We start from the raw sequence: 22,473 nt of genomic DNA, 5'->3' as shown, positions 1-22,473 counted from the left end.
TCGCTCATACTCTTTCTGACAATACTGTCGTCAATAACTGTTTGATATAAAACTTTTAATCAAGGAGTTCATATGGCTGGTTGGTTTGAATTAAGTAAGAGTAGCGATGATCAGTACCGCTTTGTTCTTAAAGCTGGGAACGGGGAAATAATCCTTACCAGTGAGCTTTACACTACAAAAGGTGCTGCAGAAAAAGGGATCGCATCTGTCCAGGCTAACAGCCCTCTGGATGAGCGTTATGAGAAAAAAACAGCGTCTAATGGCAAATTACATTTCAACCTGAAAGCTGCAAACCACCAGATTATTGGTAGCAGTCAACTGTATGCGAATGAACAGTCACGCGAGACCGGTATTGCTTCAGTTAAGACCAATGGTATCAGTCAGACGATAAAAGATAAGACCTGATAATTACTCGCTCAGCCGGGTAACGCAACGCTGTCGCCCGGCGTTTTTCTTTACCTGACTTCCTCGCAGCGCTACAATGCCCGCCCTTAATATGGGGGCACTCCCCTAACCGCCTCATTGAGTGAGGCGAGTCTGACCTGTCATCAGAACGAGAAAATTATGTTTAAACCGGAACTCCTTTCCCCGGCGGGAACGCTGAAAAACATGCGTTACGCTTTCGCCTATGGCGCTGACGCAGTGTATGCGGGCCAACCGCGTTACTCACTGCGCGTACGCAACAACGAATTCAACCACGAAAACCTGCAGCTCGGCATTAATGAAGCCCATGAACTGGGTAAAAAATTCTATGTGGTGGTTAACATTGCCCCACACAATGCCAAGCTGAAGACCTTCATTCGTGATCTGAAACCGGTGGTGGAAATGGGGCCGGATGCACTGATCATGTCAGACCCTGGTCTGATTATGCTGGTGCGCGAAAACTTCCCTGACATGGACATTCATCTTTCAGTACAGGCTAACGCCGTAAACTGGGCGACGGTGAAATTCTGGAAGCAGATGGGACTGACCCGCGTGATCCTCTCCCGCGAGCTGTCGCTGGAAGAAATCGAAGAGATCCGCACCCAGGTGCCGGATATGGAGCTTGAGATCTTCGTTCACGGCGCGCTGTGTATGGCCTACTCCGGCCGTTGCCTGCTTTCTGGCTATATCAACAAGCGTGACCCTAACCAGGGTACCTGCACCAATGCCTGCCGCTGGGAATACAACGTGCAGGAAGGCAAAGAAGACGTGGTGGGCAATATCGTACATAAGTACGAGCCTATCCCGGTACAAAATGTTGAGCCTACGCTGGGTATCGGCGCACCGACAGACAAAGTCTTTATGATTGAAGAAGCCCAGCGTCCGGGTGAGTATATGACCGCGTTCGAAGACGAACATGGCACTTACATCATGAACTCAAAGGATTTGCGTGCCATAGCCCACGTTGAACGCCTGACGCAGATGGGCGTGCATTCCCTGAAGATCGAAGGCCGCACCAAGTCATACTATTACTGTGCACGTACCGCGCAGGTCTATCGTAAAGCCATTGATGATGCCGCAGCCGGTAAACCGTTCGACCCGCAACTGCTCGAAACGCTGGAAGGTCTGGCGCATCGTGGTTACACCGAAGGGTTCCTGCGCCGCCATACGCATGACGACTATCAGAACTACGAATACGGCTTCTCTGTTTCCGAGCGTCAGCAGTTTGTCGGCGAGTTTACCGGCGAACGTAAAGGTGAACTGGCAGCCGTACTGGTGAAAAACAAATTCACCATCGGCGACAGCCTGGAGCTGATGACCCCACAGGGCAACATTAACTTTACCCTCGAACAGATGGAAAACGCGAAAGGTGAAGCCATGCCGGTTGCGCCGGGCGATGGTTACACCGTGTGGATGCCAGTACCAGAGGATATCGATCTGAATTATGCATTGTTGATGCGTAATTTTACCGGTGAGTCCACGCGCAACCCGCATGCTAAGTAGTTAATTACGGTTATTTTTCAGCGTTCGGAAGATTCTTAGAAATCGATCACATACCGTTGCGTTCATTAAGGGTATTATCCCCTCCGCTGAAAAACATAACCCATAAATGCTAGCTGTACCAGGAACCACCTCCTTAGCCTGCGTAATCTCCCTTACGCAGGCTTATTTTTTGCCTATAACATACTGAAATAAATGGATTTATTTCTATCAATGTCCACGCATTGACCACATCGATACGCAAAGCCCGCCCACAAACGCGGTTTTTTAATACTTTCCCCTCCCCCCTTCGCTGTAGAGCCTTTAACAAAATTTCGTGCACCATTTTGCAAAACCCAGAGCAAAGCAAACCAGCCGCCAGCCCGTGCCGCTCAAGGCTTCGTCACATCCGCGACCAAAAATTACCGGATGCCACCGAATCATTTTAATCGTCACAGAAACTAAAACGATCCTTTTAAAAACATCATGTTATCCAGTCAGTTAGCAACTGGCTGCGCGGTGACGTTTGCAAAGTGCTGCAAATTTTACATAACATAGTTATGATATGTTCTGAGAACCATCCAAAACGGTTTCTTTATCAAAGGATAAATGTACTCTACGGTCGCTCAATGCTGCGAGTTCTCTGCATTTGTCTATCGAGAGAAAGTAAAAATTATATTTTGTCTTTTCAATTAATTCTAAATTAACCCTCAATGACATTAGGGCATACAAAAATGGATTTTCATCTGCAAAGACATTTGCACCACCGATTGACTCTATATTTTTATCAGTAATTTTCTCAATCATTATGTCAAACAAAGTCCTTCCTTTTCTGAATAAAAATTCATTTTCAAAATCCATATAATAAAGACCTGCATCACCTAACTCTAAAACACCTTCACTATCAGTCATTCTCAAACCTTTACAATAACGATATACACCAGATTCATTTTCTATTTTATTTTTAATTGTTATTAATTTATGAGTTGGCAATTCATCTAGGTTATTTATTTTCAGAATATTTTTAGGCTTCGATTTTATCTTATTCAAAGTCACTTTAACCCAATTATAAATTCCTTTTTCGGCGTAAATCCCACCACTCATTGAGTAATGAACTCCATCAATGGGTTTCAGCACTTCTCTTTTATTTATAATATAAAATGAAGTATCGCTAGCTATGGTATTAGACACCGGAAGTTCATTTACATCCAGAATCTTATCTAAATGTCTCTTAAAATAAACCGTCACTTCATTTTTATATTTTTGAACTAAGTCATCATTCAACTCAGATTCAATAATATATTTTGAGAGCAAGTTATTTTTCTCATGAATTATACCTTCAAGAGCTTCAGAAATAACTTCTCCATTTGCTTTATCAGAACTACCTTCTTTTACTGCTTCAAGCATTCTTATAAAATGGTCGCTCCTCAGATATGTTATTATTGATTGCAACTGGTGAGTTGTAATTCCTGTGTTTTCTAAAAAATCTTTTTTATCTCGTATGAAAATTGGATTGAATTTATTATTATTGAATGGAGATTGTGTCATAAGAAATGCTATAGCTCTATAAGTATCATTACTTATAGATATGGATGTTACTTCATAATCAGGAATTTCCCTTAGAATTCTACTCGCATCAAAGTCGGGTTCATTTGGGATTATAAAAAGTGCATCATAGGTTCCTTCTTTATAGTATACATCCTCAAGAAACGCCGCATTACACCATGATTCCAAGTAATTACACAGGTTATTAAACTCATCTTTTTCTTGCTTAATATTATCTAAAAGATAGCTCAAGCGAATCAAAATTAACGTCACTATGCTTTTTACGAACTGAACCATTTTACTTTCAATTACACTTAATGATTCTCCGTCATTAGCATGCTCAAGATAACGTAACTCATTAGTTAAGAATTTTGTATTCAACTCAAACGCCATATAATTTTTAGCCATCAAATTTTGACGAACTGTATATAAATACAAATCAAGAATGCTAAAATCATCATCTCCAAATCCATATCTTGCACGATGATGAAGAGATTGAGATATTAGACGATAAAATTCGTAAAAATAATCATTAGTATAAAGATACCTACCAAGATTTATAATCGAGCCCATTACCTCACTTGCTATCTTAAAATTATTCTTTAAGAGTATCTCTGTTGAGACTTTCTCAAAAAATGCAGCCAAAATAGCATAATCTATGTTATTTTTTTTATTTGAATATCCAAATGAATGATCCAAAGCATTTATAGTTCTAACCACATGATTTTTATCCGTGAGTGTTAGTAAAGATTTAACACCAAAATCAATTCCTGACTCACTACCTTTTAATAAACTGCTCCTGATATTTTGCACTACTGCCTGCTCATACTTTTGGTACAAAGCAATTTCAACAGGATTTACTTTCTTTGTCTGCAAAGCTTTTTTGAGCATATTTTCAATCTGAAAAATTATTTTTTCATCAAGAGGTCTTTCTTTCTCAAACTCAATACTAAATGAAGAATTTGAGATATTTTGATAGAAATTAAGGTTCATGCGCAAAACTATTTTAGAGTTACCAGCACTGTCTTTAATTACGCTATCAATCTCATTTAGGCATACAGGACAGAAACCACTTAACACCAGTTTACTTTTTTCAGGAAAAACTTCTAGTGATCGCTGATCCATTGTTAAAAAATCGACAGGCCACCCACTTTCAATATGACTCAATGCTTCACAGCATAGATTAAAACTATTAGTTATCTCCTGCAGATGGAGATTAAAGTAATAATAGCGTTCCCCTGTAGACTTCAATTCTGTAAACAAATAGTCTGTTATAACTGTTGGGTTTTCTGTAACGTCATATAATTTTAAGTACATTAACCCATAACTTAAAATAAAGAATAGTGATACGGCAATTGAAATGATGTAAGCAATTATCCCTCCACCACAAGCTAAAAGGACAATCCCACATAACAAGCTAAAGATAGAATTTAAACTGAAACTCAAAAAGTTATTCCGACGTAAAAGCAATGACTTACATATATCCTTAAACCCTGCCTCTGAGTAACTTGACACCTGACTAACAAACATCCCCATAAAAGTTATAGATAAAGCTGCAATAGTTCCATGAATACCTAATACTCCTGCCCAAACACTAGTCGTCCAATTAAGCTTAGTATCATTAAGGAAAGACGGTGTGAGGAATAGATACTCAGGCATTGAATCAAATAAGTTAGAATTAAAAACCCCATAGATCCCCAAAGCCATTACCGTTAGATATAAAACAATAATTAAAACCATTTTCTTATCTAACCAAGATAAGATTCGCCACCTTTCAAAACCCATTACATAATATCCTTTGCAATTTTAAACATATAATGTCGCTATGTAATTAAATAAAACCTATTATCTATTATACATCACGCCTTCATCGCAGTTAAATCATGCATAAAATATCATTTTCACTCTCCCCCCTCAAAAATAATTATCCTTTCAGCACGCTTACACCAAACAACTTGCACCTAGCTACTCGACCTGCTTTCTTCAACATCTCGGTATAATAGCCAAATGGGTCATGCGTAATCTCCTTGCTGTCAATATTATGATGTAGTTCCATGCGTTGCCAAAAATTGACAATTCTGCGGTCAGTACTGTTATCTTTTTGGCGTCTCAGCTTTCCACATCTAGTGGCAGCGATAATAAAACCATCAATACGTAAATGCCCGCCACGTGCAAGGTGTAACAACATACTGGTATTGAATTCCATGCCTACTGACCTAGCGAAATCATTCAATATATTAATTCGTCCTGCTGGAGGTGGAGCTGGCCCAATAACAGCAGGTGTAGCTCTTTCCTGTTGTTGCAGCTCCTAAGCAACTTTCAGATAGCTCTCCGCCCTAGCCTGCTCAATATCATCATTATCATAGGTCATAATAGCATTAGCTAGGGCCTCAAACTCGTAAGCAGGCGATTTTTTGCCTGCCGTTTAAACTCCCTGAATATCCCAATTCAAATCACTTTTATCAGGCGAAAAAAAACCGGGCATTGCGCCCGGCTGATTAGGTGATTAAAGATTAATGTGCTGCTTCTGGCTTGTGCTTTTGTGCACTCTGGAAACCATAGGTCAGCTCATTTTTCTCTTTATCCAGCGCAACGGTCACCTGGCCACCATCCACCAGCGAACCGAACAGCAGTTCGTTAGCCAATGGTTTTTTCAGGTTATCCTGGACCACACGCGTCATTGGACGTGCGCCCATTGCGCGGTCATAGCCTTTCTCTGCCAGCCAGTCACGTGCTTCCTGGCTCACTTCCAGAGAGACACCTTTCTGATCCAGCTGAACCTGAAGCTCGACGATAAACTTATCAACAACCTGATGAATCACCTCGGTAGAGAGATGATCAAACCAGATAATGTTGTCGAGACGGTTACGGAATTCCGGCGTAAACACTTTTTTGATTTCGCCCATTGCATCAGTACTGTTGTCCTGATGAATCAACCCAATTGATTTACGCTCAGTTTCACGCACACCGGCGTTGGTGGTCATGACCAGCACCACGTTGCGGAAATCCGCTTTACGCCCGTTATTGTCGGTCAGCGTGCCGTTATCCATCACTTGCAGCAGCAGGTTAAAGACATCCGGGTGCGCTTTTTCGATTTCATCCAGCAGCAGTACCGCATGCGGATGCTTAATAACAGCATCGGTCAGCAAACCGCCCTGGTCGAAACCGACATACCCCGGAGGCGCACCAATCAGGCGGCTGACGGTGTGGCGTTCCATATATTCGGACATATCAAAACGCAGCAGTTCAATACCCAGCGCTTTGGACAACTGCACCGTGACTTCGGTCTTACCGACGCCAGTTGGTCCGGCAAACAGGAACGAACCGACCGGTTTATGCTCGTGTCCCAGACCGGCACGGCTCATTTTGATCGCTTCAGTCAGCGCCTCAATGGCTTTATCCTGTCCGAATACCAGCATTTTCAGACGGTTGCCCAGGTTTTTCAGCGTGTCGCGATCGCTCTGCGAAACGCTCTTCTCCGGGATCCGCGCAATGCGGGCCACAACGGACTCGATATCCGCCACGTTGACGGTTTTCTTGCGCTTGCTGACCGGCATCAGACGCGCACGCGCGCCCGCCTCATCGATCACGTCAATCGCTTTATCCGGCAGATGACGATCGTTAATGTATTTCACCGCCAGTTCGACCGCTGCACGCACCGCTTTGGCGGTATAGCGGACGTCATGGTGCGCTTCGTATTTCGGCTTCAGACCGTTGATTATCTGCACGGTCTCTTCTACCGATGGCTCAGTGACATCGATTTTCTGGAAACGGCGCGCTAACGCACGATCCTTTTCAAAGATATTGCTGAATTCCTGATAGGTTGTGGACCCTATCACACGGATCTTACCGCTGGAGAGCAACGGCTTGATCAGGTTAGCCGCATCCACCTGGCCGCCCGATGCCGCACCCGCACCGATAATGGTGTGGATCTCATCGATAAACAGAATGCTGTTAGTATCCTGTTCCAGCTGTTTCAGCAGCGCCTTAAAGCGTTTCTCAAAATCACCGCGATATTTGGTGCCAGCCAACAGCGAGCCGATATCCAGGGAGTAAAGGGTGCAATCAGCCATGATTTCAGGCACATCACCCTGGACGATACGCCAGGCGAGGCCTTCAGCAATGGCGGTTTTACCGACACCAGACTCTCCCACCAGCAGCGGGTTGTTTTTTCTGCGACGGCACAGTACCTGAATGGCGCGCTCCAGCTCTTTGTCCCGGCCAATGAGCGGATCAATTCCGCCCACTCGGGCAAGCTGGTTAAGGTTAGTCGTGAAGTTCTCCATACGGTCCTCCCCGCCAGCTTGCTCTTCGTTATTTGGCTGATTCCCAGAGTCAGAAGACTGACTGGGTTCGTCTTTGCGCGTGCCATGAGAAATAAAATTCACCACATCAAGACGACTTACTTCATGCTTACGCAGCAGATAAGCCGCCTGAGATTCCTGCTCGCTGAAGATAGCGACCAGCACATTTGCGCCGGTAACTTCATTGCGCCCGGAGGACTGAACATGAAAGACCGCACGTTGCAGTACACGCTGAAAACTCAACGTTGGCTGCGTGTCGCGTTCTTCCTCACTGGCAGGCAATACAGGTGTGGTCTGTTCAATGAAGGCTTCGAGTTCCTGACGGAGCGCCACCAGATCCACAGAACACGCTTCCAGCGCTTCGCGGGCCGATGGGTTACTGAGCAACGCCAGTAACAAGTGCTCGACGGTCATAAACTCATGTCGGTGCTCGCGCGCTCTGGCGAAAGCCATGTTTAAACTGAGTTCCAGTTCTTGATTGAGCATAGGCACCTCCCCCAATGTTTATGCCTGCATTCAGGCTTTTTCCAGCGTACACAGCAACGGATGCTCGTTCTCCCTCGCATATTTGTTCACCATCGCTACTTTGGTTTCAGCCACTTCGGCAGTGAACACACCGCAGATAGCTTTGCCTTGATAGTGAACTGCAAGCATCAGTTGCGTTGCACGTTCTACATCATAAGAAAAGAATTTTTGTAACACGTCAATAACAAACTCCATCGGAGTGTAATCATCATTGACTAATATCACTTTATACATAGATGGCGGTTTTAGCGCGTCGCGCAATTTGTCTTCCGCCAGCAGATCGAAATCCAGCCAGTCGTTCGTCTTACCCATTGTCAGTCGTCATCTTCAGTTACGGTTTCCGGCAGAAAATCTTGCCGCTGACAAGCAGCCTATGCGCACAATCAATCTACCTCAAGTATTAGATAACTATCATCTATTAGTGCCATCCGCGACATCTGTCACATAACCGACAATAGCGTTAACTGCTTCAAATTTTGATGCATTTTTACCCTATTCCGTCTGCATGGCGCTTGACGCCCCGCCTGATTTCTCTAAATTGTAGTCTCGAGAGTTGGCGAGGTTTTGAACAGCCCCCACTCCGCCACCGGTTCATTCCATCTTACTTATATAAGATTTACGAAGGATGTCGAAGTATGGAAACGGGTACTGTTAAGTGGTTCAACAACGCCAAAGGGTTTGGTTTCATTTGCCCCGAAGGCGGCGGCGAAGATATTTTCGCCCATTACTCCACCATTCAGATGGATGGTTACAGAACGCTAAAAGCCGGACAGTCTGTCCAGTTTGATGTCCACCAGGGGCCAAAAGGCAATCATGCCAGTGTCATCGTGCCTGTCATTGAAGCAGAAGCTGTCGCATAGCTCTTCTGTCTCATTGTGTACATCCCGCAGTCAAAATGCCAGCCCTTGCGGCTGGCATTTTTATCTCTGTGGCATTATTCCCGCGCCAGAGCATCTACCGGATCCAGACGTGCCGCATTCCGCGCCGGTAGCCAGCCAAACAACACACCGGTTGCAGTCGAACACAGAAACGCCGTCAACAGCGCGACGGGTGAAAATCCAATTTCCCAGCCCGGCAGAAATAGCTGTAGCGTAAAAGCGATCAGCATCGACAGGCTAATGCCCAACGCGCCGCCAACCAGACACACCAACACAGCTTCAATTAAGAACTGTTGCAGCACGTCACTGGCGCGAGCGCCAACCGCCATACGAATGCCAATCTCACGCGTTCGTTCGGTTACTGAAACCAGCATAATATTCATCACGCCAATCCCACCGACCACCAGCGAAATCACCGCCACCAGCGTCAGGAAGAGTTGTAATGTACGTGTGGTCTTTTCGGCGGTTTTCAAGATGCCGTCCATATTCCAGGTGAAGAAATCCTTCTTACCGTGGCGCAACGTCAACAGTCGGGTCAGTTGCTGTTCGGCCTGGGCACTGTCAAAACCATCCTTCACCCGCACGGTGATCGAGTTCAGCCACGACTGTCCCATGATTCGCCCGGACATAGTGCTATAAGGCAGCCAGACCCGCAGGATCTTGCTACTGCCAAACATCGACTGTTTCTCTTCTGCAACACCAATCACCGTGGCAGGCATATTCCCCACCAGCACGACTTCGCCAACAACTTTCGCTTTATTGGGGAACAACTGACGACGGGTATTGCTGTCGAGCACCACCACCTGAGCACGGCCCGCCAGTTGCTCGGCGTTAAAGGTGGTCCCTTCGCTAAATGTCATGCCATAGACGTTGAAATAGTCGCCGCTAACGCCATTAGCACTGGCAGCAACGTCGATATTGCCATAGCGTAACCGCAGGTTCTTCGACACCGCAGGCGTTACTGAACTGACCCAGGGCTGCTTCTGTAGCGCCGTCAAATCGTCATACTTCAACGCCTGTTGATATTGCGGATCGTCGTCGCCGAAGTCTTTGCCTGGATAGATATCAATGGTGTTAGTACCTATAGCGCGAATATCTGCCAGTACCAGTTGTTTAGCCGCATCGCCTACCACCACGATCGACACCACCGAAGCAATACCGATAATGATCCCAAGCATGGTCAGTAGCGTTCGCATTTTATTCGCGGCCATTGCCAGCCAGGCCATGGTAAGCGCTTCACGAAAACCGCTGACAAACTGGCTCCAGCCGGATGCCGTTTTCACCGTTGGCTCCGCAATATCGCGTCCGCCAGAGGGTTTCTGTGGCGGTGGATTGCGCACAATCTCGCCGTCACGAATTTCAATAACCCGTTCGGCCTGCGCGGCGACCTGGCTGTCGTGAGTAACGATAATTACCGTATGCCCGCGATCGCGCAGCTGATGCAAAATCGCCATCACCTCTTCGCCGGAATGGCTATCCAGTGCACCGGTGGGTTCGTCGGCAAGAATAACCTGCCCCCCGTTCATCAGCGCACGCGCGATACTGACCCGCTGCTGCTGACCACCGGAAAGCTGGGAAGGTTGATAGTCAACCCGGTCACCCAACCCCAGCCGCTGGAGTAGTTCCTGCGCACGCGCCAGGCGCTGCTTACGTTCAGTGCCCGCGTAGACCGCCGGTACCTCAACGTTTTGTGCGGCGGTTAAATGCGACAGCAGGTGATAGCGCTGGAAGATAAAACCAAAATGCTCACGACGCAGTTGCGCTAGCGCATCGCTATCCAGCGTAGAGACATCACGTCCGGCAACGCGATACGTACCGCTGGTTGGCTTATCCAGACAGCCGAGAATGTTCATCAGCGTCGATTTACCCGAACCCGACGCCCCGACAATCGCCACCATTTCCCCGGCCTGAATGCTCAAGGATACGTCCTTCAACACCTCAACCTGGCCTTCGCCTGACGGATAGCTGCGGCGGATATGGCTCAGCTCAAGCAATGCTGTCATTTTGCAGCTCCAGCGTTGCCCTCACCGGTAATGACTTCATCCCCCTCTTCCAGCCCTTTCACGATCTCCACATCGGTGTCATTACGCGCGCCGATAACCACTTCACGTTCGCGGGTTTCGCCGTTACGCAGCAACCTGACGTTATAACGATTATTGCCGATAGGATCGCCCAGCGCCGACAGCGGGATGGTCAGGACATTTTTGACATCAGTGAGCTGGATATGGACCTGCGCGGTCATATCCAGGCGCAGGATCCCTTTCGGGTTGGGAACTTCGAAGCGGGCATAGTAGAAAATCGCATCATTCACTTTCTCTGGCGTCGGGAGAACATCTTTGAGCTTACCTTCGTAGCGCGTCTGCGGATCGCCCAGCACGGTAAACCAGGCCTTTTGCCCCGGATGCAGGTGAATTACATCAGCCTCAGAAACCTGCGCTTTCACCAGCATGGTGCTCATATCCGCCAGGGTCAGAATGTTAGGTGCCTGCTGGGCGGCAATAACGGTTTGCCCCTGCAGGGTAGTAATTTGTGTTACTTCGCCAGCCATTGGCGCAACGATGCGGGTGTAATCAAGGTTGGTTTTTGCCGTATCGAGAGAGGCCTGATTACGCTTAATTTGCGCGTCAATTGTGCCAATTTGCGCCTGTTTGACCGCCATTTCGGTGGCCGCCGTGTCGAGATCCTGCTGTGAAACGGCCTGAGTTTTCGCCAGCTGTTGTTGGCGGGAGAGAGTGACCCGCGCCAGCTTCCACTCAGCTTCGGCTTGTAAACGCTGGGCGCGCAATTCCATTAGCGTCGCTTCAACCTCTTTGATTTGGTTTTGCGCCTGTTCAGGATCGATAACACCGAGCAACTGATCTTTTTTCACTTTATCGCCAATCGCGACCGACAGCGTTTTTAACTGCCCGCTGACCTGCGCCCCGACGTCAACTTTACGCAGCGCATCCAGCTTACCGGTCGCCAGCACGCTTTGTTGCAGATCGCCAGGACGAACAATTAATGTTTGATACTGAGGTAAAGGCGCATTAAGCGTTCGCCAAAGTGCAATTGCCGCCACAATAAGGATGATGGCGAACAGAAAATAGCGTTTTTTGATTTTTCCCTTGAGCTTCATAAATGTCCCAATTCCCCCAATACGTCCACCAGAGTGGAGTGCTAAACATCAACGTTAAATAAATCGCCGTTGAAAAGCGCAAGAATAACAGACTTATTGATGAATGGTTAAGATCCGCTGTGCTGAAATTAGCATAAGGGTATCAATCGGATTTATATTATGAGCCAGCTAACTGAAAGCACTTTTCATTCCTCAAAACCAGTCACAAGTTTTAGCCTTTTTTGTAGCCTGATGACCGGACATTGGCGCCCCGGACAATTTTGGCATCAGCGTAGCTTTCGTCGTAAGTTTTTGTTGCGCTCAGCGCTTATGCCGCGATTAACGCGTGAATGGATGACCGAGTTGGCGCAATGGCCTGACCTTGATAGCATACTTGCACGCCAGCCACGATTGCCGGTTCGTTTGCATCGCGCCTATCTCGCGAAAAACCTTGATCACAAAACGAAAATGGATGCCGTACGTTATCACTACAATGCTATCCGCAGCTTTTTTTCAGCCACTGAATTTAAGAATTATTTAAGTGAAGATGGATTACAACTAGCACAAATTGAGGGAAAAAATAGCGAAGTATTTAGCGTAATAATGACTTCATTCATCATACTGGATAAAGAAGGTGAAAGCACCATTCTGGTACGCAATTGTGCTGGCGAGACTTTAGCGAAAATGACGTTTACGCTGTGCAATTATGAAGGGAGCAGTACGTTGTTTATTGGCGGGTTACAGGGAGGCAGCCGATTACTGCCACATGAAGAAATTCAAAAAGCGACCAAATCATGCCATGGGATTTTCCCAAAACGTATTGTGATGGAAGCCATTTGCTGTTTTGCGGAACAATTAAATATCGAACAAATTCTGGCTGTAAGCAATGAACAGCATATTTTTCGCAGCCCGCGCTACGACGATAAAAACAAGGTAATTCTTTCCGACTACAACGCTTTTTGGGAGTCGGTTGGCGGTGAGTGCGACAGCAACGGGTACTATCATATTCCGCGCACGCTGGCGCGAAAAAGCGAGGCGGACATTGCGAGCAAAAAACGCGCAGAATACCGCCGCCGCTATCAGCTCCTGGACAGCATCCATTCGCAGCTGTCGTCGATGTTTCGCCACTAATCCGCTCTGCCGCGTGCCAGCCACAGCACGCGGGAAAACATTTTTCGCAGCAGCGTTGGCACCGCATCAACGCCCCGCCGCCCGGCTTCCATCGCCACCTCAATGGCCAAATCCGGTTTTGACGAACGATGTATCGCCTTGGAGATTATTTTGCGCATATTCATAGGCACATTCTCCGGAATTTGCGCCACCCGGTGAAAGACGTCAGCAAATCCCTGGCGATACATAAAGTGTTCCATATCCAGCGCGGGGAGCATGGTCAAATGCTCACGCTCTTCCTCTCTGTCGTCATTCAATAAGCTACGTACCGTAGCCGCATACTTTTTCCCGGCTTCATCGCCATCGACAAGCACATGCCACTCTATCCCCATCCGGCGGGCGAATTTAACCAGCGGCTTAAGACCGGACTGGGCAAATTCAATGACTTTAATCCCTTCTGCATCAAAGTGATGTCCGCACTGGCGGGCCAGTTCGTTAATAACCCAGGTTTCCGTTTCACCTTCCACCAGCAGCCAGCAGCGGGCAAACAACGATGACGCACGATTAAAACGAATATGAAATGCGATTCGCCGACCATCTTCTGCACTGATCCCACCCGGCCCCAGCCGCCAGGCAGCGACGCGGGATGATTCACGTACCAGACGAACAACATGCTCAACAGGCGTAAGGGACAGCAGCTCACCGGAGTTGGTGGTCGCCACTCGTTGCAGAGGCAGTAAATTCAACAAGTGCCAGGCCACCGACAGCATGATGGGATGTAAACGCGTTTCCGGATCTTCCACCAGCAGTAAAGGTCGGGCGTCTTTATCCAGCTTTAGCGTGCCTTTGGCCTGCAACAGGGTTGAAAAGAGGCCCAACAGTATTACCCGGTGCGTACGTCCGCCGGGTTTATCAATCATGCGGTTAATAATGTCCAGATAGCGCCAGCTCCGTTGTTCGTTATTGGAGCGACGGCGCATCAGACGGTAGCGGGACTGGCCAGCCCCCTGCTCGGAAAAATAGTGCTCCAACAACTGAACCATGGCCGATAATCCCTGGCGGATCTGCCCGTCGGTCAGGTTTTGCGGCCGGGTAGCCAGCTCACGCGCCAGAAAATCCAGTTGGCGCGCGGTGACTTCGACATCCGCCGAGTCCGGCACGGTACCGTTGCGGATCCGTCGCATAAATCGCGCGTCGCGCAGACGCAGTACCGGCATCAGACGCACAAGGTGCCGCGCCTGATCGTTAATGTCATCGAGAGGTAATGGATGGCCGTCGCCATCAAGAAAACTGCGCAAGGTAAGAACGCTACCGTCATCCGCACACTCGCCTTCCAGGCGATAAAAAAGGCGGTGATAGCCATCCTGGCAAGGCGTCCAACTGGCTTCCAGAGGACGATAGCGACGCACCCGGTGACGACCCGGTTGGGATTCACGAAACGTCAGGATAATGTGCAGGTGGTGTTCCCGGCCCTGTATATCACCCGGCGGGAACCAGAAATCCTCGCGGACAAAATGATACAAGTCTGACTCCGGCGACAGCAGCAGGGTCAAGGCATCCAGCAGACTGGATTTACCCCACGCGTTCTCCCCAATCAGCACGTTGCTCTGCTCCAGCATCAACGACAGACGGTTAATACCACGAAATCCAACAATCTCAACGCGTTCGAGAATCATATAGCCTCCGGAAATGCTAACTTTTTCCTTCAAGTTATCAGGAGTATAACGGCAAGCGAGCGCTCAGGACACCCGATATCAATCTGGCGTGAATCGCAAAAGCAAAAAAAAATAAGAATATTCTTCTTATGTTTTCTCCTGAATATAATTTCAGAACTTAATCATCGTCCTTTCGCTAATTGAACTATGCTTCATTCACCCAAGATTCAAAAAGGAATCGCAACATATTGCCTTAAATCAAATTTTTTCATCAATTTAACTGGCGAAGGGATGATATTTTTTTCTAAAATACCCGCTCTTTCATCATCGTCCCTTTTAGCGATGAATTACCGGGCAAGGAACACGAACCCGGAACTTTTAATTGAGGTGGTTATGTTCAGGAAATTAGCAGCTGAATTCTTCGGTACGTTTTGGCTCGTTTTTGGTGGGTGCGGCAGTGCAGTGCTGGCAGCCGCATTCCCGGAATTGGGAATTGGATTTGCCGGTGTCGCGCTGGCATTCGGCCTGACAGTATTAACCATGGCATTCGCTGTGGGTCATATTTCAGGCGGGCATTTTAACCCGGCGGTAACCTTCGGTTTATGGGCTGGCGGTCGTTTCCCGGCAAAAGATGTTATTGGTTACGTTATTGCTCAGGTTGTGGGCGGTATTGTTGCAGCTGCGGCACTGTATCTTATTGCCAGCGGTAAAGCAGGTTTTGATGCAACGGCCAGTGGTTTTGCTTCGAACGGCTTTGGTGAACATTCACCAGGCGGTTATTCCATGCTTTCTGCCGTCGTCATTGAAATTATTCTGACCGCAGGTTTCTTATTAGTGATCCACGGCGCGACCGATAAACATGCTCCGGCAGGTTTTGCACCTATCGCAATTGGTCTGGCGTTAACACTGATTCACTTGATCAGTATTCCGGTCACCAACACCTCCGTAAACCCGGCACGTAGTACCGCAGTAGCCATTTTCCAGGGCGGCTGGGCATTGCAACAATTGTGGTTCTTCTGGGTCATGCCGATTATCGGTGGGGTTCTCGGCGGTCTTATTTACCGCACCCTGCTCGAAAAACGCGATTAATCGCTAACAAAAAGGCCTGGCGAAAGTCAGGTCTTTTTTTTCCTCTCTATATTTCCTTTTATTTGCAACTTTACTCCCCTCTTTGCATTGAGTAGTGTGTATACCCGTTATACTTCAAGTTGCAGATGTGTTGACTGCGCTCACTCCCCCCAGTCACGTACTTATGTACGCTCCCGGGGATTCACTCCCTTGCCGCCTTCCTGCAACTTGAATTATTTAGGTTATAGTGACGCATTTCGTCTTACTTCTCAGCAAGGATCTGATTTTCATGTTTTCAGGGCTGTTAATCATTCTGGTTCCCCTTATTGTGGGCTACCTTATTCCGCTCCGGCACAGGGCTGCATTACAACTTATCAATCGCCTGTTAAGCTGGATCGTCTACCTTATTCTCTTTTTTATGGGTATTAGCCTGGCGTTTCTGGATAATCTCGCCAGCAACCTGTTAGCCATTCTTCATTATTCTGCGGTCAGCGTGACGGTCATTATACTGTGTAATATTGCGGCGCTGTTCTGGCTGGAGCGTTCGCTGCCCTGGAGACACAACCACAAGCAAGAAAAGCTCCCCTCGCGAATTGCAATGGCGCTTGAGTCGCTTCAGCTTTGCGGCGTCGTCGTCATCGGTTTCCTGCTCGGCCTCACTGGGCTTCCCATTCTGCAGCATGCCACCGAAGCCAGCGAATATACGTTAATCTTTTTACTGTTCCTGGTGGGGATTCAACTGCGCAACAGCGGCATGACCTTAAAGCAAATTGTGTTGAACCGTCGGGGGATGATCGTGGCCGTCGTCGTCGTCGTCAGTTCGATGCTGGCAGGGGTTATCAATGCCTTGATCCTCGGTCTACCGCTGAAAACCGCGCTGGCTATGGCATCAGGTTTTGGCTGGTATTCCCTGTCCGGTATTCTGTTAACCGAATCATTCGGGCCCGTAATTGGTAGTGCCGCCTTCTTTAACGACCTGGCCCGTGAGCTGATCGCCATTATGTTGATTCCAGGAATGGTGGGCCGCAGCCGCTCTACCGCGCTGGGATTATGCGGCGCGACATCAATGGATTTCACCCTGCCCGTTTTACAACGCAGCGGCGGTCTGGAAATGGTCCCGGCAGCCATCGTCCACGGCTTTATTCTGAGTCTGTTAGTGCCTCTGCTGATGGCGTTTTTCTCCGCCTGACGCCGGAACAAATACCTCTCTGGCGGTAGTCAGCTACCGCCAAAATTGCGCTAAATCAATCTCCCTGCAAGTAGTAGCAGAAATCCCTTTTATCCCTTCGCGCACAGGCATAACCTTAAACATGTATATCAAATATAACTTTAAAAGGTGTGACCATGTTTTGTGTGCAATGTGAACAAACCATCCGTACTCCGGCAGGAAACGGCTGCTCTTACGCGCAGGGTATGTGCGGTAAAACGGCTGAAACCTCCGATTTGCAGGATCTGCTGATTGCTTCCCTACAAGGTCTGTCTGCATGGGCTGTTAAAGCACGTGAATACGGCATCATCGACCATGAGGTTGATAACTTTGCGCCGCGTGCGTTCTTCTCCACGCTGACTAACGTTAACTTCGATTCCCCGCGTATTGTTGGCTATGCCCGTGAAGCTATCGCCATGCGCGATGCCCTGAAAGCGCAATGCCTGAACATCGACGCGAACGCAGCGGTCGCCAACCCGATGGCCGATCTGCAACTGGTCAGCGACGATCTGGGCGACCTGCAACGTCAGGCCGCTGAATTTACCCCGAACAAAGACAAAGCAGCCATTGGCGAGAACATTCTCGGCCTGCGTCTGCTGTGTCTATACGGCCTGAAAGGTGCGGCAGCTTACATGGAGCACGCGCACGTTCTCGGTCAGTACGACAACGAAATCTACGCTCAGTACCACAAAATCATGGCATGGCTGGGTACCTGGCCTGCCGATATGAACGCTCTGCTGGAGTGTTCAATGGAAATCGGCCAGATGAACTTCAAAGTGATGAGCATTCTGGACGCCGGTGAAACCACCAAATACGGCCACCCGACCCCGACTCAGGTCAACGTAAAAGCAACCGAAGGTAAGTGCATCCTGATCTCCGGTCACGACCTGAAAGATCTGTACAACCTGCTGGAGCAGACCGAAGGTACCGGTGTTAACGTTTATACCCACGGTGAAATGCTGCCGGCGCACGGCTACCCGGAACTGCGTAAGTTCAAGCACCTGATCGGCAACTACGGCAGCGGCTGGCAGAACCAGCAGGTAGAGTTTGCCCGCTTCCCAGGTCCGATCGTCATGACCTCTAACTGCATCATCGACCCGACCGTTGGCGCGTACGACGACCGTATCTGGACCCGTAGCATCGTCGGTTGGCCGGGTGTGAGCCACCTCGAAGGCGACAACTTCGGTCCGGTTATCGCTCAGGCACAGCAGATGGCTGGCTTCCCGTACAGCGAAATCCCGCACCTGATCACCGTAGGTTTCGGTCGTCAGACCCTGCTGGGCGCTGCTGATACCCTGATCGACCTGGTGAGCCGCGAAAAACTGCGTCACATCTTCCTGGTTGGCGGTTGTGACGGTGCACGTGGTGAACGTAACTACTTCACCGACTTCGCCACCAGCGTGCCGGATGACTGCCTGATCCTGACCCTTGCTTGCGGTAAATACCGCTTCAACAAACTGGAGTTCGGAGATATCGAAGGCCTGCCGCGTCTGGTGGATGCTGGTCAGTGTAACGATGCTTACTCTGCCATCATCCTGGCGGTAACCCTGGCTGAGAAACTGGGCTGTGGCGTGAACGATCTGCCACTGTCTCTGGTGCTCTCCTGGTTCGAACAGAAAGCGATTGTTATTCTGCTGACCCTGCTGTCTCTGGGCGTGAAAAACATCGTCACTGGCCCGACTGCACCTGGTTTCTTCACACCGGATCTGCTGGCAGTTCTCAACGAGAAATTTGGTCTGCGTTCCGTGACCACCGTTGAAGAAGACATGAAGCAACTGCTGAGCGCGTAAGGAGTAAAGAATGACAATGCCAACTCATCAGTGCCCATGGCGGATGCAGGTTCACCACATCCATCAGGAAACGCCGGATGTATGGACAATTTCGTTGCTATGCCACGATTATTATCCTTACCGCGCCGGGCAGTATGCACTGGTCAGCGTACGTAATTCAGCGGATACGCTGCGTGCTTACACCATTTCTTCAACGCCGGGCGTTAGCGAGTACATCACGTTGACCATCCGCCGGATTGACGATGGCGCAGGTTCACAGTGGCTAACCCGCGACGTGAAGCGCGGCGACTATATCTGGCTGTCGGATGCAATGGGTGAGTTCACCTGTGAAGATAAAGCGGAAGACAAGTTCCTGATGCTGGCCGCCGGCTGTGGTGTCACGCCAATCATGTCAATGCGTCGCTGGTTGGCAAAGTACCGCCCACAAGCGGATGTACAGGTAATCTTTAACGTTCGCTCGCCGCAAGATGTCATTTTTGCCGACGAGTGGCGCGAATATCCGGTGACATTAGTTGCTGAAAACAATGCCACAGAAGGTTTTGTTTCCGGCCGACTGACGACTGAACTGCTGAAAAGCGTACCGGATCTGACCTCGCGTACCGTGATGACCTGTGGCCCGGCACCGTATATGGATCTGGTCGAGAAAGAAGTCAAAGCGCTGGGTGTGACGCGCTTCTTTAAAGAGCAGTTCTTCACACCTGTTGCCGAAGCCGCCACCAGTGGCCTGAAGTTTACCAAGCTACAGCCGGCGAAAGAGTTCTACGCGCCGGTGGGCAGTACGCTGCTGGAAGCGCTGGAAAGCAACAAGGTTCCGGTTGTCGCCGCATGCCGTGCAGGTGTTTGCGGCTGCTGCAAAACCAAAGTGGTTGACGGTAACTACACGGTCAGCAGCACCATGACGCTGACCGACGCAGAAATCGCTGAAGGTTATGTGCTGGCTTGTTCCTGTCATCCGCAGGGTGATTTAGTGCTGGCGTAATTGGTCGGTATCTGATGTGCAAAAGGCTGCCTGGCTGTACCGGGTGGCCTTTTTTTATGCTGTCAGGCGTTGAAAAATTCTGATGTTTTCACTCTCCCCGCAAATTATCGACCACACTTACCCTGCGCAGATTAAACATAATCCCTGACTACCACGTCGAACTTTCTACAAGGATCCCCATGAAAAAAGTGGCCATTGTCGGCGTCGGTCCCACCGGGATTTATACGTTTCATGCCCTGGTTGAGCGCGGTGAACCGCTGGAAATAGAGCTTTACGAGCAAGCTGAAGAGGCGGGCGTCGGCATGCCTTACAATAGCGACAACAACGCAGACCACATGCTGGCAAATATAGCCAGCATTGAGATCCCGCCGATCTATATCAGTTATCTGACGTGGCTTCAGAATCAAAGTGATGACTATCTGGCCCAGTTTCAGATTGAACGCGCGTCTTTGCATGAGCGGCAATTTTTGCCCCGCGTGATCCTCGGCGACTATTATCGCGATCGTTTTTTAGCCATTGTCGAGAAAGCGCAACAAGCCGGTTTCACGATTCGCGTACATGAATCAAGCGAAGTCACCGACCTGCGAGCAGACCCGAATGGGGTTTCTTTGTGGATCAACCACGCGTCACAGCCCGTTGAGGTGGATTTCGCCGCTATCGCCACTGGTCATCTGTGGCCTGAAACGGATGCTCAGGAACGCAAATTTTTCCCCAGTCCGTGGACCGGTCTGATGGACGCGCAGATTGGTGCTTGCCGGGTAGGGATTCTGGGCACCTCGTTAAGTGCTATCGACGCCGCGATGGCTGTGGCCAGTCAGCATGGCACCTTCACTACCAATACCGACCATTCACTGCAATTCACACCTAAATCCGACAGTCAAAACCTGAAACTAACCCTGATGTCGCGCAGCGGGGTACTGCCTGAAGCGGATTTTTACTGCCCCCTTCCGTATGAATCGCTGAATATCGCGACGCCAGAAGCAATTGAAGATGCCATTGCCCATGGACAAAACGGATTACTGGACCGCATCTTTCAGCTTATGGCGCAACAACTGCAAGACGCAGCGCCAGGCTGGTGCCAACAGGTGGCGCTTGCGACGCTTAACGCCGACACGTTCCCCGAAGTCTATTTCGCCGACAGGCTCAGGCATGACCCTTTTGACTGGGCGAGACGTAACCTGGTAGAAGTTGAGCGCAACAAGCAGAAACAACATACCGTCGCCTGGCGCTATACCTTGCTGCGCCTGCACGAGGTTATCGAGGAGATAGTCCCTCATCTTGATACCCGCGACGAAAAACGTTTCAAGCGCGGACTGGCGCGGGTATTTATTGATAACTATGCGGCAATCCCGTCAGAGTCAGTTCGCCGACTGCTGGCGCTGCACGAAGCCTGGCTGATTGAGATCCTCGCGCTCGGCACAGATTATGAGCGCATGAATGAACAGGAAATAACGGTAATTTCCCACCACGGTCAGCGCAGCGAATTTGATGTGTTTATTGACGCCCGAGGACAACGGGCATTGCAGAGCAAAGATATCCCGTTCCCAACGCTACGCGATCAACTGCTGGCCTGTGGCGATGAGATCCCGGATATCGGCGAAGATTACACGCTGCAAGCGCCGGAAAACGCCCGCAATCGCATCGCTTTTGGCGGGCTGCCGTGGTTAATGCACGATCGTCCGTTTATTCAGGGACTGGTGGTCAGCGCTGAAATAGGCGCCGCGATGGCAAGGGCATTGACGCAGCGAGCGCTGAGACGTCGGCACAAACTATGGAACAGTGACGACATATAGATTAGCGACAAATTGAACGACGAGGCGGAGCAATGTTACGCTTTCTCGCCTCGGTATTGACTCTCAGATGGTAACTATCGCCAGGCAGAATTCCCGGCAACGGAGTAACGCCCCGCCCCCAAAAACGCCACGGCCAGCGCGCCGATAAAGAAATAAACCAGACTTTCAATCGCCCATGCACCGGTTTTATCCAGTGTCCAGGTTTCCCCCATCCCGACCATCAGCCATGCCACAACCATCGTAAACGCCAGCCCCAACGCCGCCGGACGCGTCAGGATGCCAAGAATAATCAGGCACGGTGCCACGACCTCTCCCAACAGAACGCCATACGCAATAAAGCCTGGGAAACCTTTCGCTATCAACATACCGCTGATGCCATCAATACCCGCAAAGAGTTTATGCAGCCCATGAAACAGCATCAGCCCACCGACGGCAAAGCGTAACAATAACTTGCCAAAATCTTCGTGAGTCAGTACTCGGTTAACTGAATTTAATAGTTTTATAACCATTTGAATTTATTCCTTGTTTCACCATGTCCAATAACAAACTACGCTTAATACAGGTTAAATGAAACCTGCCGGAAATAAGGGGGAAATGAGAAGCATAACTATTATCTTCATCTA

At 49.0% G+C, this 22,473-nt stretch carries 17 protein-coding genes; 9 read left to right on the top strand and 8 right to left on the bottom strand.

Annotation, left to right across the window (positions count from 1 at the left end; genetic code table 11):
• The first annotated feature begins 72 nt into the window (after nucleotides 1-72).
• Complete coding sequence (locus OGY10_RS03195; RefSeq protein WP_149607996.1) at nucleotides 73-405, top strand: YegP family protein; 333 nt, start codon at nucleotides 73-75, stop codon at nucleotides 403-405.
• 159 nt (nucleotides 406-564) lie between these two features.
• Nucleotides 565-1,926 carry a prephenate-dependent tRNA uridine(34) hydroxylase TrhP gene (trhP, locus tag OGY10_RS03190; protein WP_103285532.1) on the top strand — a complete coding sequence of 454 codons (1,362 nt, stop codon included), beginning with the start codon at nucleotides 565-567 and terminating at the stop codon, nucleotides 1,924-1,926.
• A 534-nt stretch (nucleotides 1,927-2,460) separates the two neighbouring features.
• Here trhP and OGY10_RS03185 read toward each other — a convergent pair.
• The 4 genes from OGY10_RS03185 to clpS form a co-directional block, all read right to left on the bottom strand.
• A complete protein-coding gene (locus tag OGY10_RS03185; protein WP_191227024.1) occupies nucleotides 2,461-5,232 on the bottom strand; it encodes a hypothetical protein in 2,772 nt (923 codons plus the stop codon).
• Between the two features lie 139 nt (nucleotides 5,233-5,371).
• Nucleotides 5,372-5,653, bottom strand: a complete 282-nt coding sequence (locus OGY10_RS03180) for a hypothetical protein (protein WP_191227023.1) — start codon at nucleotides 5,651-5,653, stop codon at nucleotides 5,372-5,374.
• 307 nt (nucleotides 5,654-5,960) lie between these two features.
• Nucleotides 5,961-8,237, bottom strand: coding sequence for an ATP-dependent Clp protease ATP-binding subunit ClpA (clpA, locus tag OGY10_RS03175; protein WP_003036804.1), 2,277 nt, complete (start codon nucleotides 8,235-8,237; stop codon nucleotides 5,961-5,963).
• 30 nt (nucleotides 8,238-8,267) lie between these two features.
• Entirely contained in the window at nucleotides 8,268-8,588 is a 321-nt protein-coding gene (gene clpS / locus OGY10_RS03170; protein WP_003036810.1) for an ATP-dependent Clp protease adapter ClpS, read from the bottom strand.
• Between the two features lie 323 nt (nucleotides 8,589-8,911).
• Between clpS and cspD the strand changes: the two genes are divergently transcribed.
• Nucleotides 8,912-9,136, top strand: coding sequence for a cold shock-like protein CspD (gene cspD / locus OGY10_RS03165; protein WP_003036813.1), 225 nt, complete (start codon nucleotides 8,912-8,914; stop codon nucleotides 9,134-9,136).
• A 74-nt stretch (nucleotides 9,137-9,210) separates the two neighbouring features.
• Here the strand turns inward: cspD and macB are convergent, their stop codons facing one another.
• Both macB and macA read right to left on the bottom strand, forming a co-directional pair.
• A complete protein-coding gene (macB, locus tag OGY10_RS03160; RefSeq protein WP_048215946.1) occupies nucleotides 9,211-11,157 on the bottom strand; it encodes a macrolide ABC transporter ATP-binding protein/permease MacB in 1,947 nt (648 codons plus the stop codon).
• The gene (gene macA, locus OGY10_RS03155) at nucleotides 11,154-12,269 is read right to left on the bottom strand and encodes a macrolide transporter subunit MacA (protein ID WP_191227022.1); all 1,116 of its coding nucleotides are present in this window, start codon (nucleotides 12,267-12,269) and stop codon (nucleotides 11,154-11,156) included. Before macA ends, macB begins: the two co-directional genes overlap by 4 nt.
• Nucleotides 12,270-12,428: 159 nt before the next feature.
• Between macA and OGY10_RS03150 the strand changes: the two genes are divergently transcribed.
• Complete coding sequence (locus OGY10_RS03150; RefSeq protein WP_191227021.1) at nucleotides 12,429-13,379, top strand: VirK/YbjX family protein; 951 nt, start codon at nucleotides 12,429-12,431, stop codon at nucleotides 13,377-13,379.
• Here OGY10_RS03150 and OGY10_RS03145 read toward each other — a convergent pair.
• Complete coding sequence (locus OGY10_RS03145; RefSeq protein ID WP_191227020.1) at nucleotides 13,376-15,034, bottom strand: ATP-dependent endonuclease; 1,659 nt, start codon at nucleotides 15,032-15,034, stop codon at nucleotides 13,376-13,378. The genes OGY10_RS03150 and OGY10_RS03145 overlap by 4 nt on opposite strands.
• A 372-nt stretch (nucleotides 15,035-15,406) precedes the next feature.
• Between OGY10_RS03145 and aqpZ the strand changes: the two genes are divergently transcribed.
• From aqpZ to OGY10_RS03120, 5 genes are all read left to right on the top strand, one after another.
• Nucleotides 15,407-16,102 carry an aquaporin Z gene (gene aqpZ / locus OGY10_RS03140; RefSeq protein WP_003840208.1) on the top strand — a complete coding sequence of 232 codons (696 nt, stop codon included), beginning with the start codon at nucleotides 15,407-15,409 and terminating at the stop codon, nucleotides 16,100-16,102.
• Nucleotides 16,103-16,370: 268 nt separating this feature from the next.
• Nucleotides 16,371-17,270: a LysO family transporter gene (locus OGY10_RS03135; protein ID WP_032943953.1), complete on the top strand. Its 900-nt coding sequence runs from the start codon at nucleotides 16,371-16,373 to the stop codon at nucleotides 17,268-17,270.
• A 155-nt stretch (nucleotides 17,271-17,425) separates the two neighbouring features.
• Nucleotides 17,426-19,078 (top strand): hydroxylamine reductase, encoded by a 1,653-nt coding sequence (gene hcp, locus OGY10_RS03130; RefSeq protein WP_003834297.1) that lies wholly within the window; start codon nucleotides 17,426-17,428, stop codon nucleotides 19,076-19,078.
• A 10-nt stretch (nucleotides 19,079-19,088) separates the two neighbouring features.
• Nucleotides 19,089-20,057, top strand: a complete 969-nt coding sequence (gene hcr, locus OGY10_RS03125) for an NADH oxidoreductase (protein WP_003027256.1) — start codon at nucleotides 19,089-19,091, stop codon at nucleotides 20,055-20,057.
• 179 nt (nucleotides 20,058-20,236) lie between these two features.
• Complete coding sequence (locus tag OGY10_RS03120; protein ID WP_048234952.1) at nucleotides 20,237-21,850, top strand: FAD-NAD(P)-binding protein; 1,614 nt, start codon at nucleotides 20,237-20,239, stop codon at nucleotides 21,848-21,850.
• Nucleotides 21,851-21,924: 74 nt separating this feature from the next.
• Here OGY10_RS03120 and OGY10_RS03115 read toward each other — a convergent pair whose 3' ends face one another.
• On the bottom strand, nucleotides 21,925-22,359 hold the full coding sequence (locus tag OGY10_RS03115; RefSeq protein WP_003834302.1) for a DoxX family protein: 435 nt from the start codon (nucleotides 22,357-22,359) through the stop codon (nucleotides 21,925-21,927).
• Nucleotides 22,360-22,473 lie beyond the last annotated feature (114 nt).

Source organism: Citrobacter sp. Cpo148, assembly GCF_030332375.1.
In the GTDB taxonomy this organism is placed as follows: Bacteria; Pseudomonadota; Gammaproteobacteria; order Enterobacterales; family Enterobacteriaceae; genus Citrobacter; species Citrobacter portucalensis.
The sequence above is the reverse complement of the archived record's forward strand: the minus strand, read 5'-3'. Positions and strand labels throughout refer to the sequence as shown.